This window comes from Pseudomonas sp. LPH60, from assembly GCF_030718165.1.
Taxonomy (GTDB): Bacteria; Pseudomonadota; Gammaproteobacteria; order Pseudomonadales; family Pseudomonadaceae; genus Aquipseudomonas; species Aquipseudomonas danubii.
The window spans coordinates 219,705-233,651 of sequence record NZ_JAVAJH010000007.1; the positions used below are offsets into that span (position 1 = coordinate 219,705).

14 protein-coding genes are annotated in these 13,947 nt (G+C 66.2%); 2 read left to right on the forward strand and 12 right to left on the reverse strand.

Going from position 1 to position 13,947, the window contains the following annotated elements:
- Window positions 1-214: 214 nt before the first annotated feature.
- Together Q8O96_RS24350 and Q8O96_RS24355 are read right to left on the reverse strand one after the other, a co-directional pair.
- Window positions 215-463 (reverse strand): Arc family DNA-binding protein, encoded by a 249-nt coding sequence (locus tag Q8O96_RS24350; protein WP_115580463.1) that lies wholly within the window; start codon window positions 461-463, stop codon window positions 215-217.
- Window positions 464-694: 231 nt separating this feature from the next.
- The gene (locus tag Q8O96_RS24355; RefSeq protein ID WP_305949556.1) at window positions 695-2,086 is read right to left on the reverse strand and encodes an aldehyde dehydrogenase family protein; all 1,392 of its coding nucleotides are present in this window, start codon (window positions 2,084-2,086) and stop codon (window positions 695-697) included.
- A 100-nt stretch (window positions 2,087-2,186) separates the two neighbouring features.
- On the opposite strand from Q8O96_RS24355, the gene Q8O96_RS24360 reads away from it, so the two are divergent.
- Complete coding sequence (locus Q8O96_RS24360; protein WP_060841982.1) at window positions 2,187-3,065, forward strand: LysR family transcriptional regulator; 879 nt, start codon at window positions 2,187-2,189, stop codon at window positions 3,063-3,065.
- A 12-nt stretch (window positions 3,066-3,077) separates the two neighbouring features.
- Here Q8O96_RS24360 and Q8O96_RS24365 read toward each other — a convergent pair whose 3' ends face one another.
- The 6 genes from Q8O96_RS24365 to Q8O96_RS24390 form a co-directional block, all read right to left on the reverse strand.
- Window positions 3,078-3,698, reverse strand: coding sequence for a LysE family translocator (locus Q8O96_RS24365; RefSeq protein ID WP_305949557.1), 621 nt, complete (start codon window positions 3,696-3,698; stop codon window positions 3,078-3,080).
- 189 nt (window positions 3,699-3,887) lie between these two features.
- Window positions 3,888-4,244: a hypothetical protein gene (locus Q8O96_RS24370; RefSeq protein WP_305949558.1), complete on the reverse strand. Its 357-nt coding sequence runs from the start codon at window positions 4,242-4,244 to the stop codon at window positions 3,888-3,890.
- Window positions 4,184-4,915: a hypothetical protein gene (locus Q8O96_RS24375; protein ID WP_305949559.1), complete on the reverse strand. Its 732-nt coding sequence runs from the start codon at window positions 4,913-4,915 to the stop codon at window positions 4,184-4,186. Before Q8O96_RS24375 ends, Q8O96_RS24370 begins: the two co-directional genes overlap by 61 nt.
- A 132-nt stretch (window positions 4,916-5,047) precedes the next feature.
- Window positions 5,048-5,731 carry a hypothetical protein gene (locus tag Q8O96_RS24380; RefSeq protein WP_305949560.1) on the reverse strand — a complete coding sequence of 228 codons (684 nt, stop codon included), beginning with the start codon at window positions 5,729-5,731 and terminating at the stop codon, window positions 5,048-5,050.
- Window positions 5,732-5,891: 160 nt separating this feature from the next.
- Window positions 5,892-6,920 carry a hypothetical protein gene (locus Q8O96_RS24385; RefSeq protein ID WP_305949561.1) on the reverse strand — a complete coding sequence of 343 codons (1,029 nt, stop codon included), beginning with the start codon at window positions 6,918-6,920 and terminating at the stop codon, window positions 5,892-5,894.
- Between the two features lie 104 nt (window positions 6,921-7,024).
- Window positions 7,025-8,023, reverse strand: coding sequence for a bile acid:sodium symporter family protein (locus Q8O96_RS24390; protein ID WP_060840078.1), 999 nt, complete (start codon window positions 8,021-8,023; stop codon window positions 7,025-7,027).
- A gap of 85 nt (window positions 8,024-8,108) precedes the next feature.
- On the opposite strand from Q8O96_RS24390, the gene Q8O96_RS24395 reads away from it, so the two are divergent.
- The gene (locus Q8O96_RS24395; RefSeq protein ID WP_060844070.1) at window positions 8,109-8,906 is read left to right on the forward strand and encodes a helix-turn-helix transcriptional regulator; all 798 of its coding nucleotides are present in this window, start codon (window positions 8,109-8,111) and stop codon (window positions 8,904-8,906) included.
- A gap of 268 nt (window positions 8,907-9,174) precedes the next feature.
- On the opposite strand, the gene Q8O96_RS24400 is transcribed toward Q8O96_RS24395, so the two are convergent.
- The 4 genes from Q8O96_RS24400 to Q8O96_RS24415 are packed head-to-tail and all read right to left on the reverse strand — an operon-like array spanning window position 9,175 to window position 13,776.
- Window positions 9,175-9,627 (reverse strand): response regulator, encoded by a 453-nt coding sequence (locus Q8O96_RS24400; RefSeq protein ID WP_060840076.1) that lies wholly within the window; start codon window positions 9,625-9,627, stop codon window positions 9,175-9,177.
- Complete coding sequence (locus tag Q8O96_RS24405; protein ID WP_060840075.1) at window positions 9,624-11,951, reverse strand: ATP-binding protein; 2,328 nt, start codon at window positions 11,949-11,951, stop codon at window positions 9,624-9,626. The genes Q8O96_RS24400 and Q8O96_RS24405 overlap by 4 nt, the downstream gene beginning before the upstream one ends.
- Complete coding sequence (locus tag Q8O96_RS24410; RefSeq protein ID WP_060840074.1) at window positions 11,948-12,616, reverse strand: response regulator transcription factor; 669 nt, start codon at window positions 12,614-12,616, stop codon at window positions 11,948-11,950. Before Q8O96_RS24410 ends, Q8O96_RS24405 begins: the two co-directional genes overlap by 4 nt.
- Window positions 12,613-13,776 carry a sensor histidine kinase gene (locus Q8O96_RS24415; protein WP_305949562.1) on the reverse strand — a complete coding sequence of 388 codons (1,164 nt, stop codon included), beginning with the start codon at window positions 13,774-13,776 and terminating at the stop codon, window positions 12,613-12,615. The genes Q8O96_RS24410 and Q8O96_RS24415 overlap by 4 nt, the downstream gene beginning before the upstream one ends.
- Between the last annotated feature and the right edge of the window lie 171 nt (window positions 13,777-13,947).

A 13,947-nucleotide genomic window follows, 5' to 3' on the forward strand; every position in this document is an offset into this window, starting at 1 on the left:
GGGGAGGTTCCTGAGAAGGCTACGATCGTCGACCTGAGTGTGTAGTGAGGAACAGCGCGGGAGCCCTGCGGGCATCAGGCAAGGGCCTGGCGGTTGCCGCTGGGTGCTGTCGGGCAGGCGCCATCATACAAGCTGCGGCGCGGGGGTAAAGGCGGGAGAGGGATTGGCTCAGGTTACCGAGGGGGGCGGCCCTGATGCATGAAAAGAAACGGCGTTACCGGTCAGGTTCAGGGGCGTTCATTTGCAGGGATTCGATCTGTTGTTCCAGGGTTGCAATCTTGCCCAGCAGGATATTGATGAGTTTCTTGTCGTGGCTACGGGCTTCGGTGGCGACCAGCGACTTTTCCAGTCGGTCGACGATTTCATTGTTCATGCTGCGGTTTTCCTGCTTGGCGATGCGCTTGACTTGGGTGTGAAGCTCACCAGGCAGGCGAACGATGAATTTTTGAGCGGGGGCGCACATGCCGGACCTCGGGTGATATCAAAAAGAAACATCATAGAAAGGTCGGGGCAGGCAGGGCTGCAAGAAAATTCTGAAAAAACAGCAAGATCGGGCTTAGTTTCGCTGAGCAGGCTTGGCGATCCGCCGGGCCGCATCCAGACATTGCGCCCCATCGAGCCAGGCCCCTCGCCAGCGCTGAACGGCCGTTGGCAACCGGGCCTCTGGCCGCTGGCTGAAGCCCGGTGATCGACCTTAACGCCGATCCAGCCACACCGTCTGCGCGTTGCAGAACTCGCGCACGCCGAAGTGCGACAGCTCGCGGCCGAAGCCGCTTTTCTTCACCCCGCCGAAGGTCACCCGAGGGTCGCTGGCGCTGTAGCCGTTGATGAACACGCCGCCGGTTTCCAGTTCGTCGGTCATCTGCCGGGCCCGTTCCAGGTCCTGGGTGAAGATCGTCGCGGTGAGGCCGAACTCGCTGTCGTTGGCCAGCGCCAGGGCGTGTTGCGCGTCCCGGGCGCTGATGATGGCGGCCACCGGGCCGAACAGTTCCTGCCTGAAGGCGGTCATCTGCTCGGTGACGTCGGCCAGCACCGTGGGCTGATAGTAGTTGCCGGCGCCTTCGACCTTGTCGCCTCCCAACAGCAGGGTGGCGCCTTCGGCCAGGGTGGCCTGGACTTGCTGGTGCAGCTCGTCACGCAGGTCGAAGCGGGCCATGGGGCCGAGGTAGGTGTCGCTGGCCAGCGGGTCGCCCATCACCAGGGCGCGGGTGGCCTCGACGAATTTGCGGGTGAATTCCGCGACCACCCCTTGCTCGATGATCAGGCGCTTGGCGGCGGCGCAGACCTGGCCGGTGTTCTGGTAGCGGCCGATCACCGCGGCCTTGACCGCTTCGTCCAGGTCGGCGTCGTTGAGCACGATAAAGGGGTCGGAACCGCCCAGTTCCAGTACGCATTTCTTCAGCGCGGCGCCGGCCTGGGCGCCGATGGCGATGCCGGCGCGCACGCTGCCGGTGAGGGTCACGGCGGCGATGCGGCGGTCGGCGATGGCGCGGGACACGCCGTCCGGGGTGACGTTGAGCAGCTCGAACACGCCTTCAGGGAAACCGGCACGCTGCATGACGTCCAGCAGCAGGTAGGCGCTGCCCATGACGTTCGGCGCGTGCTTAAGCACGTAGGTGTTGCCGGCCAGCAGCGCCGGCACCGCGCCGCGCAGCACCTGCCAGATCGGGAAGTTCCACGGCATCACCGCCAGCAGCGGGCCCAGGGGGCGGTACTCGATGCGCGCCTTGTTGTTTTCCACCAGGGTCGCTTCCGGGGCCAGCATGGCCGGACCGTGCTCGGCGTACCACAGGCACAGCTGGGCGCACTTTTCGATTTCGCCGCGGGCCTGGGGCAGGGGCTTGCCCATTTCCTGGCTGATCATCCGCGCCATGGCCTCGCTGTTGTCCCGCAGGGCCTGGGCCAGGGCGGTCAGGTGCGCGGCGCGGGCGGCGACGCTCTGGCGCTTCCACAGGGCAAAACCGCGGGCGGCGCGCTCCAGGGTGGCGTCGCTTTCAGCCTCGGACTGGTAGGGGTAGGCGCCGATCTGCTCGCCAGTGGCGGGGTTGATCGACAAGGCGTGGGTGTGGCTGGAAACAAGGTTCATGGCACCGTCCTGCAAGGTGGGAATGACGGCAGGTTACGGTGCTGGATCTTTGCTGAAAACTGAATAATATTGAGCGAGTCATTCATGTTTGGAGAATGCTGTGGATCTGGTCCAGCTGGAAATTTTCAAGGCCGTTGCCGAGCAGGGCAGCATCAGCGCCGCCGCGCAATTGATCCACCGGGTGCCGTCGAACCTCACCACGCGGATCAAGCAACTGGAGCAGGACCTGGGGGTGGAGCTGTTTATCCGCGAGAAGAGCCGCCTGCGCCTGTCGCCCGCCGGGTGGAACTTCCTCGACTACGCCCGGCGCATTCTCGACTTGGTGGCCGAAGCGCGCCTGACCGTGGCCGGCGAGGAACCCCAGGGCCCGTTTGCCCTGGGCTCGCTGGAGAGTACGGCGGCGGTGCGCATCCCGGCGCTGCTGGCGGCCTACAACCAGCAATACGCCAAGGTCGAGCTGGACCTGTCCACCGGCCCTTCGGGGACCATGATCGACGGCGTGCTCTCCGGGCGTCTGGTGGCGGCCTTCGTCGACGGCCCGGTGCGCCACCCGGCCCTGGAAGGGCTGCCGGTGTTCGAGGAAGAAATGGTCCTGATCGCGCCCCTGGGGCACGCGCCCATCACCCGAGCGCGGGAGGTCAACGGCGAAAGCATCTACGCCTTTCGCGCCAACTGTTCCTACCGCCATCACTTCGAAAGCTGGTTCACCCAGGACGCCGCGGTGCCGGGCAAGATCCACGAAATGGAGTCCTACCACGGCATGCTGGCCTGCGTCAGCGCCGGCGCCGGGCTGGCGCTGATGCCCCGCAGCATGCTGGAAAGCATGCCCGGCTGCGCCACGGTGAGCGTCTGGCCGCTGTCGCCGCGCTTTCGCTTCCTGCGCACCTGGCTGGTCTGGCGGCGCGGCACCGTGTCCCAGAGTTTGAGCAGTTTTGTGAAGTTGCTGGAGGAGCGTGGGGCGGTGCTGGCCGAGGTTTGAGGGGCGCGATGTTCAACGCCTGCTCAAGGCCAGGCGCGCGGCGAACAGCACGAAGATCATCCCTGTGGTGCGGTCCATCCACTGGATCACCTTTTCCCGCTGCAGCATCCCGCTCAGGGAGCGGGTGGCGCCAATCAGCAGCAGGGACCAGATCAGCCCCAGCACCACGTGAATGCTCACCAGACCGAAGGTCCAGAGCACCAGCGGCTGTCCCTGGGGAATGAACTGCGGCAGGAAGGACACGTAGAAAACCCCCACCTTGGGGTTGAGCATGTTGCCCAGCAGGCCCTTGAGAAACCAGTGGGTGCCGGGGCTGCCGTCCGGGTTGGCCGGAGCAAACGAGCGGCGCGGGCGCAACAGCATGTTCAGCCCCAGCCAGGCCAGGTAGGCGGCGCCGCAGTACTTCAACAGGTTGAAGGCCAGTTCCGACACTGCAATCACTGCCCCCAGGCCGAAAGCCACGGCCGCGCCCCAGAGCAGGCAACCGGCGTTGATGCCCAAGGCCGCGCGCAGGGCCTGGTGCTTGCCTTCCACGGTGGCGGTGCGCAGTACCAGGGCAGTGTCCAGGCCTGGGGTCAGGGTCAGCAGGGTGGCGGCCAGGGTGAAGGCCAAGAGATTTTCAGTGATCGACATGGGCAGGGTTTCAGGCCGGGACGTTGGCGAACGTTAGCACAGCGGCGGAGTGCCACTGCGCGCCAGGAGTGTGGTCATGTTTGTGGGGGCGAGCTTGCTCGCGATGCTTGCCAAAGCGCCGCCTATTCCCAACGAGTGCGCATTATCGTTGGCGTCCTTCGCGAGCAAGCGCGCTCCCACAAGGGTGGGTCAATACGGGCAGCGGGGTTCTGGGATGCCCAGTTGCTGTTGCCGGGCTGCGATCTGTTTGTCCAGGCTGTGTTTGCCACTGAGTAGCTTGAGGTGCTGCACACTGGGCGGCAGTTGGCTATCGATCAGTGTTAGTACATCCACCTGAGGAACCTTGATGAGGCGCAGGTCAGCGATGTTCGAGGTTTTCAGGCCGCTGATTTTCCCCAGGGTCTTGAGGTTGTTCAGGCTCAGCTTGCGCAACTGCGGCGCCCCGCCAAGGTCCAGCCGGCTCAATTGCGCCTGATCCTCGATCTTCAGCGCTTCAAGCTGTGGAAAGCCGTCCAGGTCCAGGCGGTTGAGGCCGCGAACCCGCATGATCTCCAGCTCCCTGACGTAGGGATTATGTAGCTCAGGCATCTGCTCACGGCTGCCGAACGCCACCGACAGACTGCCAGGCCGCTCATGCCGGCGACCATCCCCAGGGTTGTCTCGGCCGGCAGGCGACGCAGGCTCAGGGTGCTGATGCTCGGACACTGGCTCAGAATCTCCAGGTCATGGCTCTGCGGGCTGATGTGCAGGCTCTGCAACTCGGACATGCGGGCAATCGGCGCCAGATCGATGGCCGGGCCCTGGTCCAGGGAGAGCCGCAGGCTGTGCAGGCGTTCGAGGTTGGGCAGGGCCAGAAGCCCGGGCAGCTCGGCGCGGAAGACTTCCAGAGCAAGCTCCCTGAGCAGGTGCAGGCTGCCAATGGCCTGGAAATGTTCCAGGGTTTCGAGGCCGTCCAGGCTCAGCGAGTGGACGTTGGGCAGGGCGAGCAAGGTCCGGCCATCAAAACCTCTGCTCGAATAGTGGTTGTAGAAACGCACGGTAAGGCGCTCGCCATAACGTGCGCAGAGGGCATCGAGCTGTTCCAGCAGTTGGCAATCGTATTGCTCGACGCTGTGCCACTGGACGATGACCCGGGCCCGCGGATCGGCCTCCAGCCGGGCACCGACCTGCAGGCGCAGGTCGGCCTGGGTCGGTGCTTTGATTCGATGGGGAAACATCAGCGGTCCTTGAAGCTTGTCGCGCGGCATCATGTCATACAGCATGCCCGGCTACGCCACGCTGAGCGTCTGGCCACTGTCGCCGCGCTGTCGATTTCTGCGCAGGGGCGATGGGTGCACTGCAGGCCAGCCTCAGGCCTTGCACCGGACCAGCGCCAGATACACCCCCGAGCCTTTCCCGGGTTCGATGTAATGCGCGTCGTCCAGGTCGGCTATCCGGGTTGGTTTCATCTCCAGTTCCAGCTCCGGTGCGTCGGCGTACCACTCGTTGTTGTCGTTCAGGCCATTCTCGAAAGCGTCGAGAAACGCCTGGCAACTGTCGAACTTGCCATAGCTGTAGTTGCCTTGCTGGTCACTGTAGAAGCGTGAGTAGCTCAGCAGCACAATGCCCCAGCGCTCGATGCGCTCATCGGGACTGGTGCGGGGGATCTGCTTGACCAGGTCCTTGCGGATTTCCCAGATCTTGTAATAGGCATTCTTATTGTTGTGCACCACCTTGAACTCGATGGCGGTTGCGGCCTTTTCGCCGTAGCTGTCCTCGACCCAGATATCCACCTTGCGCCGCTCGGCGGCGATCAGCCAGCGCGGGACGTTGCAGCGAGGAACGCTGATGTGGCTGGGGCGGTAGTCGTCGCGTTGATCCAGCTGGCCGCCGAGGCCGAAGTGCTCGCGATTGATGTCCAGCAACGCCGCCGATTCCAGGCTCAACCAGAGTTCGGGAGCGGCGCTGACCATGATGGATTTGAGGATGCGCTGGCGCTCGTCTTTTTTCAGGTGATTGAGCAGCAGTTCGGTAAAGCCGGGAACAAAGGACATGAGATCTCCTTATCAGGTCCGAAAGGGTGGAGCGGTGAGGTTGATGCTGTTCTGTAGGAGCGAGCTTGCTCGCGATGATCTCCAAAGCGCCGCAGGTTTCCTGTGAGTGCGGGTTATCGTTGACGTCCTTCGCGAGCAAGCTCGCTCCCACAAGGGTGGGTCAATATGGGCCACGGGGTTCCGGGATGCCCAGTTGCTGTTGCCGGGCCTCGATCTGTTGGTCCACGGCGCGTTTGCCACTGTGCAACTTCAGGTGCTGCAGGCTGGGCGGTAGCTGTTGCTCGATCAGGGCCAGCAGGTCCACTTGTGGGATCTTGATCAGGCGCAGGTCGGCGATTGTCGAGGTGTGCAGGTGGTTGATCACTCCCAGGTTCTTGAGGTTGATCAGGCTCAGCTTGCGCAACTGCGGCGCACCGCTCAGGTCCAGTTGGCCGAGTTGCGCCTGGTCCTCGATCTTCAGCGCTTCAAGCTGTGGAAAGCCGTCCAGGTCCAGGCGGTTGAGGCCGCGCACCCGCATGATCTCCAGCTCCTTGACCTGCGGGTTGCGCAGCTCCGGCATCTGCTCGCGGCTGCCGAAGGTCACCGAGAGGCTGCGCAGGCCGCTCATGCCGGCGACCATCCCCAGGGGCGTCTTGGCCGGCATGCGGTGCAGGTCCAGGTGGCTGATGCCCGGGCACTGGCTGAGCACGTCCAGGTGATGGGTTTGTACGCTGAGGGACAGGGTGTGCAGCTCGGGCATGGCGGCCAGTGGCGCCAGGTCGATGGCCGGGCCTTTGTCCAGGGACAGGCGCAGTGTTTGCAACCGCCTCAAGTTGGGCAGGGCCAACAGGCCCGGCAGTTCGGCGCTGATGACCTGCAGGGCAAAGTCCCTGACCCGGTGCAGGCTGCCAATGGCCTCGTAGTGCTCCAGGCTGTCGAGGCAATCCAGGCTCAGGGACTGCACATGGGGCAGGGCCAGCAACACCCGGGCATCGAACGCGCTGCCCGGGTAATGGCTGTAGAAACGCACCTTGAGGCGTTCACCGAAACGGGCGCAGAGCGTGTCGAGCTCATTCAGCAGCTCGCCGTCGTACTGTTCGGCCTTGGCGAACTGGACGATGACCTGGGCCTGGTCATCGGCCTCCAGGCGGGCGCTCACCTGCAGTTCCAGGTCGGCCTGGCTGGGGGCTTGAATTCGATGGGGAAACATCGGCGGTCCTTGATGATTTTCGCCGCGGCATCATGCCATTGCGCATGCTTCATCACCATCTGCGCGCAGGCCCGGCCAGCTGCCGGGCCGCCTTTCCGGAAGCGTTACGGGTCGACCTGGCCCATCAGCTCGGCCACCGATTCCGGGCGCTTGGCGTAGCGCTGGGCCAGCACTGCGCAGACCATCAGCTGGATCTGGTGGAACAGCATCAGGGGCAGAATCAGCACGCCCATGGTGCTGCCGGCGAACAGCACCTGGGCCATGGGCACGCCGGTGGCCAGGCTCTTTTTCGAGCCGCAGAAGAGGATGGTGATGCGGTCTTCCTGGTCGAAGCCGAACAGCTTGCCGAGAAAGCTCGAGGCCAGCAGCACCAGGGCCAGGAGGATGCAGCAGGCCACCACCAGCCCGCCCAGTTCCCACAGCGGGATCTGGTGCCAGATGCCTTCGTTCACCGCCTCGCTGAAGGCGCCGTAGACCACCAGCAGGATCGAGCCCTGGTCGACGAAGCGCAGCCAGTGCTTGTTGCGCCCGACCCAGGCGCCGATCCAGCGCCGGGCGATCTGCCCGGCGATGAATGGCAGCAGCAACTGCACGCTGATCTTGATGATCGCATCCAGGGTCGAGCCGCCATCGCCGTGCACGTTCAGCAGCAGGGTGACCAGGAGCGGGGTGAGGAAGATGCCGAACAGGCTCGACGCCGCGGCGCTGCAGATGGCCGCCGGGATATTGCCCCGGGCCAGGGAGGTGAAGGCGATCGCCGATTGCACCGTGGCCGGTAGCGCGCACAGATACAGCATGCCCAGGTACAGGTCGTTGCCCACCAGCGGCGACAGCAGCGGCTTGAGTGCCAGCCCCAGGACCGGAAACAGGATGAAGGTCAAGCTGAACACCAACAGGTGCAGGCGCCAGTGGCCGGCCCCGGCGATGATCGCCTCCCGCGACAGCTTGGCGCCGTGAAGGAAGAACAGCAGGCCGATGGCGAGGTTGGTCAGCCAGCCGAAGCCGACCGCCACCTGGCCGCTGGCCGGCAGGAAGCTGGCCAGCAGGACCACGCCGATCAGGGTCAGGGTGAAGTTGTCGGGCAAAAGACGTGAGCGAGTCATAGCGGTTTCATCCGGGGGTTGCCAAGTGCAGTGGGGCGACTCTAACGTGGCTGCGGTTTACCGACTAACGCCAAGGAGCCCATTAATGCCGCCTAAAGGACATGAAAAGATCGTCCGCCGCAGTATTCCCGGGCTGCCGAGTCTGCCGCGACCGGTGTACGGGCGCACCGAATCCTTGCCCAACCGGGCCCTGACCCGGCGCCACAGTCACCCCTGGGTGCAATTGTCCTATGCGATCCAGGGCGTGCTGGAGATCCAGACCCTTGGCGGACGCTTTGTTGCCCCGCCGCAGCGCGCGGTGTGGATTCCCGCCGGGGTGCCGCACCGGGTGTTCAGCTCGCCGCGCACCGAAATGCGCAGCCTGTACCTGGATTGCAGCGTCACCGCCTGGGCGGCCACCGACAGCTGCCAGGTGCTGGCGGTCAGCAGCCTGTTGCGGGAACTGATCCGCGCCTTCAGCGAATTGCCGGTTGAGTATGTCGAGGACAGCGCCGACGGCCGCCTGGCCCAGGTCCTGCTGGACCAGCTGGCTGCCGCGCCGCAACTGGACCTGATGCTGCCGCTGCCCCTGGACGCGCGCTTGCGCACGATCTACCGCAGCCTGCAGGCGCACCCGGAGCAGCCGACCACCCTGGGCCAGTGGAGCCAGAAGCTCGGGGTTACGGAGAAGACCCTCAGCCGCCTGTTTCTCAAGGACACCGGGCTGACCTTTCGCGCCTGGCGCCAACGCTTGCGCCTGCTCGGCGCGCTGACCCCGCTGGAGCAGGGCGAGCGGGTCACCGATGTGGCCCTGGCCTGCGGCTATGACTCGACCTCGGCGTTTATCGCCGCGTTTCGCCAGCAGTTCGACGCCACCCCCGGCGAGTTCTTCCGCGACCTCTGAACCCCCGCGATTCCTGTAGCCGCTGCTGAGCCCGCGAAGCTGCGCAAAGGTCCGCAGGACCTTGCTTGGCGACCTCCCGTCGAACCTCTATCGATCTTAAGAACCCTACGTCCCTTCGGGCCGTTCGCAGCCTGCGGCAGCGGCTACAGGGTGCGACGGTGCGGCAGGTGCGACGGTGCGACGATACGACGATACGACGATACGACGATACGACGATACGACGATGCGGCAGGTGCGACGATGCGACAGGTGCGACAGACGCGACAGGTCAGGCCTTTGATGGGCGCAGCAGTGCGATCTGCTCCGGCGGCACCAGGGTGCGCAGGGTCTTGTACAGGGCCCGGGTTTCCAGCAGGTTCCAGATCCGCAGCAGGGTTTCCAGGGCGTCCAGCGGCTTGCTGATGAAGTCCCGCGCGCCCAGGGCCAGGGCCCGCAGGCGGGTGTCGCGGGTGGCGTCGGCGGTGAGCACCAGGATCGGCAGGTAGTCGTGGGCCGGAATCCGCCGGTTGAGCTGTTCGAGCACGGCAAAACCGTCGAACTCGGGCATGTGCAGATCGAGGATCACCAGGTCCGGCTCGAAGCTGTTGAACAGCTCCAGGGTGCGCAGCGGCTGGGTGCTGCTCAGGACGTTGTGCAGGCCTTCGCGGGCCAGCAGCTGTTCCATCAGGTCGAGGTTGGGGCGCTGATCATCGACGATGAGGATGCGCATATCGGCAGTCATAGGGGCTCCGCTAAACAGGCGTCCAGGTGGGCGAAGAACGCCGGGATGTGAATGGGCTTGGTGAGAATCGCCGTGGCGCCGGCTTCCAGCAGGCTGCGCTGGGTCAGCTCGCTGGCGTCGGCGGTGATCATCAGGATCGGCGTGCTGGCGGTGCTGCCGGAGGCCCGCAGCCGTTGCAGCACTTCCAGGCCTTGCAGGTCCGGCAGGTTGACGTCCAGCAGGATCATCTGCGGTGAGTGCTGGCGGGCCAGGTCCAGGCCCAGCTGGCCCTGCATGCTCGACAGCAACTGAATACCCGGGCGGCGCTGCAGCAGGGTTTCGATCAGCGCCAGGCTTTGCAGGTTGTCTTCGATGCAGAGGATCTTGCCCCGATAGGGGCTGGGCGTGGGCAGCGTCGGCGGCTTCAGCGCCGGGGTGGCCAGGGGCGTTGCGAGCGGGGCATCGGGCAGGCGCACACAGGGCAGTTCGAGGATGAAGCGGCTGCCGCTGCCCATTGTGCTGTGCACCTCCAGGCTGCCATCCATCATCTCCAGCAGGCTCTTGCTCAGGGCCAGGCCCAGGCCGGTGCCTTCGACCTTGGGATCGGCGTCCAGGCGTTCGAAAGGCTTGAACAGGCGTTGCAACTGGTCGGCGGCAATCCCGGCCCCGGTGTCGATCACGGCAATGCGCAGGCGCGCTTCTTCCAGGGTCACCTCGATGCTGACCCGGCCCTGGGCGCGGTTGTACTTGATGGCGTTGGACAGCAGGTTGAGCAGGACCTGGATCAGGCGTTGGCGATCGGCAATCACCCCGCTGTCGGCGGGCAGTTCCGGCAAGGCGCTGAGCTGGATGCCGGCGTCGGTGGCCATCGGCGACACCAGGGTCAGGGCCTCATGCAGCACCGCCGCCAGGGGCATGGGTTCGACGTTCAGCGGCAGGCGCCCGGCTTCGATGCGGGCGATGTCCAGCACCTCGTTGATCAGCCCCAGCAGGTGCTGGCCGGCCCGCAGGATATGCCCGACCTGGGGGCGCTGGCCGGCGCTGGAGTCCATGTCGAGCAATTGCGCGAAACCGAGGATGGCATTGAGCGGCGTGCGCAGTTCGTGGCTCATGCGCGAGAGGAACTCGCTCTTGGCGCGGCTGGCGCTTTCGGCTTCTTCGCGGGCGGTGCCCAGGGCGATTTCCGCGGCGCGGCGGTCGGTGATGTCCCGGGTGATCTTGGAGAACCCCCGCAGGGCGCCGCTGGCGTCGTATTGCGCGGTGATCACCACGCTGGCCCAGAAGCGGCTGCCGTCCTTGCGGCAGCGCCAGCCTTCTTCCATGTAGTGGCCGTGGGCGGTGGCTTCGCGCAGGGCCATGTCCGGGTGCTGCGGGCATTCCTCCGGCAGGTAGAACAGGGAGAAATGGCGGCCGATGATTTCCTGGTCGCGGTAGCCCTTGATCCGTTCGGCACCGAAGTTCCAGGTGGTGACCATGCCGGCGGTGTCCAGGGCGAAGATCCCGTAGTCCTTGACCCCATCGATGATCAGCCGCAGGCGTTCCTCGTTGTCGCGCAGGGCGCGCTCGCGCTCGGCCAGCAGTTGCCCGGCTTCCACCAGGCGTGTGCCCAGCTGGCCGATTTCATCCAGCTCCGGGGCTTGCGGCAGCAGGGGCTGACCCAGGGCCAGGCGCTGGGCGTTGCCCTGGACCTGCTGCACCCGGGTGACGATGCCCCGGGACAGCAGCAGCACCGCGACGATGGCGCCAAACAGCCCGCAACCGGCGGCCAGCAGGGTGGCGAACAGCAGGCGCATGCGGGTTGCCGCCGCGGCCGCGGTGCGTTCGGCCAGCAGCGCATCCTCGTGGATGCGCATGGCGCTGATCTGTTCACGCAGCACGTCCAGCACCTGCTTGTTGTCGATGAGGATCGCGGTCACCGTGGCGCTGTCGTCGCGGCTGCCGTTGCGCAGGGCCACCAGGCCTTCGAGCTTGGTCTGGATCAGCGGGGTGATGGTGTGCAGGTACTCGCGCATGCGCGTGTCGCGCACGTTGCGGTCCAGGCGTTGCAGGGCCGCTTCGATCTGCGGACGGGCCTGGAGGTAGGCGGGCAGGAAGTCCTCGCTGCGGGTCAGCAGGTAGCCGCGCACGCTGGCCGCGGCCTCGGCCAGCAGGGTGTGCACGGTCTGGATGTCGCCCTGCACCAGCAGCACCCGGCGCACGTCTTCTTCGGCGCGGGCGGTCTGGCGTTCGGCGCTGTAGATCAGCACCAGGGACAGCAGCAGGATCACCAGGGGCAGGGAGATCACCACCAGCGCCTTGCCCCGCAGCGGCAGGTCGGCCCAGCGCCGGGCGCTGCGCAGGTTCATGGCCACTGCCCGCTGGGCTGGGCCACCAGTCCCAGGGCGATGCCGCGCACCGCTGCCTGGGTGCGGTCGGAGGCGCCGAGCTTGCCGATCACCCGCTCGACGTGGGCCTTGGCGGTGCCGGTGGTGATGCCGAGCTTTTCGCCGATCTCGCGGTTGCTGAAGCCGCCGGCCACCAGCCCCAGCACCTGGCGCTCGCGGGCGGTCAGGGCCTGGGCCTGGGGTATCTGGCCGTTGCCGCGTTCGGTCATGCGTCGCAGCAGGCGCGCGCTGACCGCACTGTTGAGGGCTTCCTCGCCCTGGGCCACCCGCTGCAGGGCGCCGATCACTTCGTCGCGGCTGGCGTCCTTGAGCAGGTAGCCCACGGCGCCGGCGGTCATGGCCGCTTCCAGGTGATCGGGGCTGTCGTCCATGGTGAAGATCACCACCTTGACCTCGGGCTGGCGCTGCTGCAGAAGGCGCGCGGCCCCCAGGCCATTGAGCCGCGGCATGCGGATGTCGAGGATGGCGATGTCCGGGCGCAGTTGCTCGCACAGGGCCAGGGCTTCTTCACCGTCCCTGGCCTGGCCCACCACCTCGAACTCCGGGTTGCCCGCCAGCAGGGCGACGAAGCCGGTGCGGGTCACTTCATGGTCGTCCGCCAGGACCAGGCGTATCAGGCTACTCATGGCGCTTGCTCCAAGGGTTGCACGGGCACGCTGGCCAGCAGCCGGGTGCCGCTGCCGGGCCGGCTGTCGCAGCTGAAATGGCCGCCCAGCAGATGGGCGCGCTCATGCATGGCGACCTGACCCAACTGCTCGGCCACCGGGGCCGGCGAGCTGACGAATCCGCAACCGTCATCGTTGACTCCGAGCAGCGCCAGGCCGTCTTCCAGGGCCAGGCTCAGGTGCACCTGCGAGGCCCGGGCGTGCTTGAGGATGTTGTTGATGGCTTCCTGGGCGATGCGGAACAGGGCGATCTCCACCGCATCGGGCAGGCGCTGCGGCGCGCGTTGCCCCCAGTACACCAGCAGACCGGCGTCGCGCAGGCGGTCGGCCTCGCGGTCGATGGCCCGCAGCAGGCCGAAGTCGTCGAGCACGTGGGGGCGCAAGCCGCCGATCAGTTGCCGGCCTTCGCCGACGCAGCCCTGGGCCAGTTGCAGGATGGTCTGCAGGTCCTGGTGCAGCTCGGCGGGCAACGGCGGACAGCGCCCGGCGAAGCCCTGCAGGCGCTGGTGCAGCCCGGCCAGGGTTTGCGCCAGGCCGTCGTGCAGGTCATAGGCGACCCGTTTGCGTTCGTCTTCCTGGGCGCTGAACAGGCGTTGCACCAGCTCCGACATGCTGCGCTCCCGGGCTTGCAGGTCGCGCAGCAGACGATGGTTTTCCAGGTGCGCCGCCAGCAGGGTGGCCAGCAGTTGCAGGGATTCCAGGTCTTCGCTGTCCGGCGGGCTGATGGGCACGCTGTTGGCCAGCAGCAGGGCGCCGAAGGCGCGGCCGTCGGCGCGGTGCAAGAGCACGCGCAGCACGGCGCTGTCCGGGGTCGGCGGCGGCTCCGGCCATTGCGGGTGATCGGCCAGGGCGCGCAGGCCTTGCAGGCGTTCTTCATGACCCAGGGCGGCGCGGGTGTGGATCACGCCATCCTCGGTCCATTCCAGCAGCAGCCCGTGGTCCATGGCGGCGAAGGCGCAGGCCCGTTGCACCACCCGCTGGCGCATCTGCTCGGGGGGCAGTTGCAACAGTTCCTGGCCGGTGTCCACCAGCAGTCGCAGGCGCGCGGCGCGGCTCTGGGACTGTCGATACTGGCTGCGCAGGGCCAGGGCGCTGGCGGGGTCGAAGGATGGGGTGGACATGGCGTTGCTCCAGTGCGGCGGCGCTGCGGTTGAACAAAAGCGGGCATTAGACCCGCTGCTGCACGTCACGCCTATCTGCCGAATGGCATAGGCCGAAAGCTCCAGTTGGCCGATGGCGCGGACGACGGCGATGGGCAAAGTGTGGCTCATTGAAACCCACTGGAGAAATCG

Coding starts and splice junctions, on each gene's coding strand:
- Q8O96_RS24395 (WP_060844070.1), top strand. CDS start 8,109: ATGCCGCCTAAAGGACATGAAAAGATCGTCCGCCGCAGTATTCCCGGG.
- Q8O96_RS24410 (WP_060840074.1), bottom strand. CDS start 12,616: ATGAGTAGCCTGATACGCCTGGTCCTGGCGGACGACCATGAAGTGACC.
- Q8O96_RS24355 (WP_305949556.1), bottom strand. CDS start 2,086: ATGAACCTTGTTTCCAGCCACACCCACGCCTTGTCGATCAACCCCGCC.
- Q8O96_RS24400 (WP_060840076.1), bottom strand. CDS start 9,627: ATGACTGCCGATATGCGCATCCTCATCGTCGATGATCAGCGCCCCAAC.
- Q8O96_RS24415 (WP_305949562.1), bottom strand. CDS start 13,776: ATGTCCACCCCATCCTTCGACCCCGCCAGCGCCCTGGCCCTGCGCAGC.
- Q8O96_RS24385 (WP_305949561.1), bottom strand. CDS start 6,920: ATGTTTCCCCATCGAATTCAAGCCCCCAGCCAGGCCGACCTGGAACTG.
- Q8O96_RS24405 (WP_060840075.1), bottom strand. CDS start 11,951: ATGAACCTGCGCAGCGCCCGGCGCTGGGCCGACCTGCCGCTGCGGGGC.
- Q8O96_RS24380 (WP_305949560.1), bottom strand. CDS start 5,731: ATGTCCTTTGTTCCCGGCTTTACCGAACTGCTGCTCAATCACCTGAAA.
- Q8O96_RS24370 (WP_305949558.1), bottom strand. CDS start 4,244: ATGCGGGTTCGCGGCCTCAACCGCCTGGACCTGGACGGCTTTCCACAG.
- Q8O96_RS24365 (WP_305949557.1), bottom strand. CDS start 3,698: ATGTCGATCACTGAAAATCTCTTGGCCTTCACCCTGGCCGCCACCCTG.
- Q8O96_RS24350 (WP_115580463.1), bottom strand. CDS start 463: ATGTGCGCCCCCGCTCAAAAATTCATCGTTCGCCTGCCTGGTGAGCTT.
- Q8O96_RS24375 (WP_305949559.1), bottom strand. CDS start 4,915: ATGTTTCCCCATCGAATCAAAGCACCGACCCAGGCCGACCTGCGCCTG.
- Q8O96_RS24390 (WP_060840078.1), bottom strand. CDS start 8,023: ATGACTCGCTCACGTCTTTTGCCCGACAACTTCACCCTGACCCTGATC.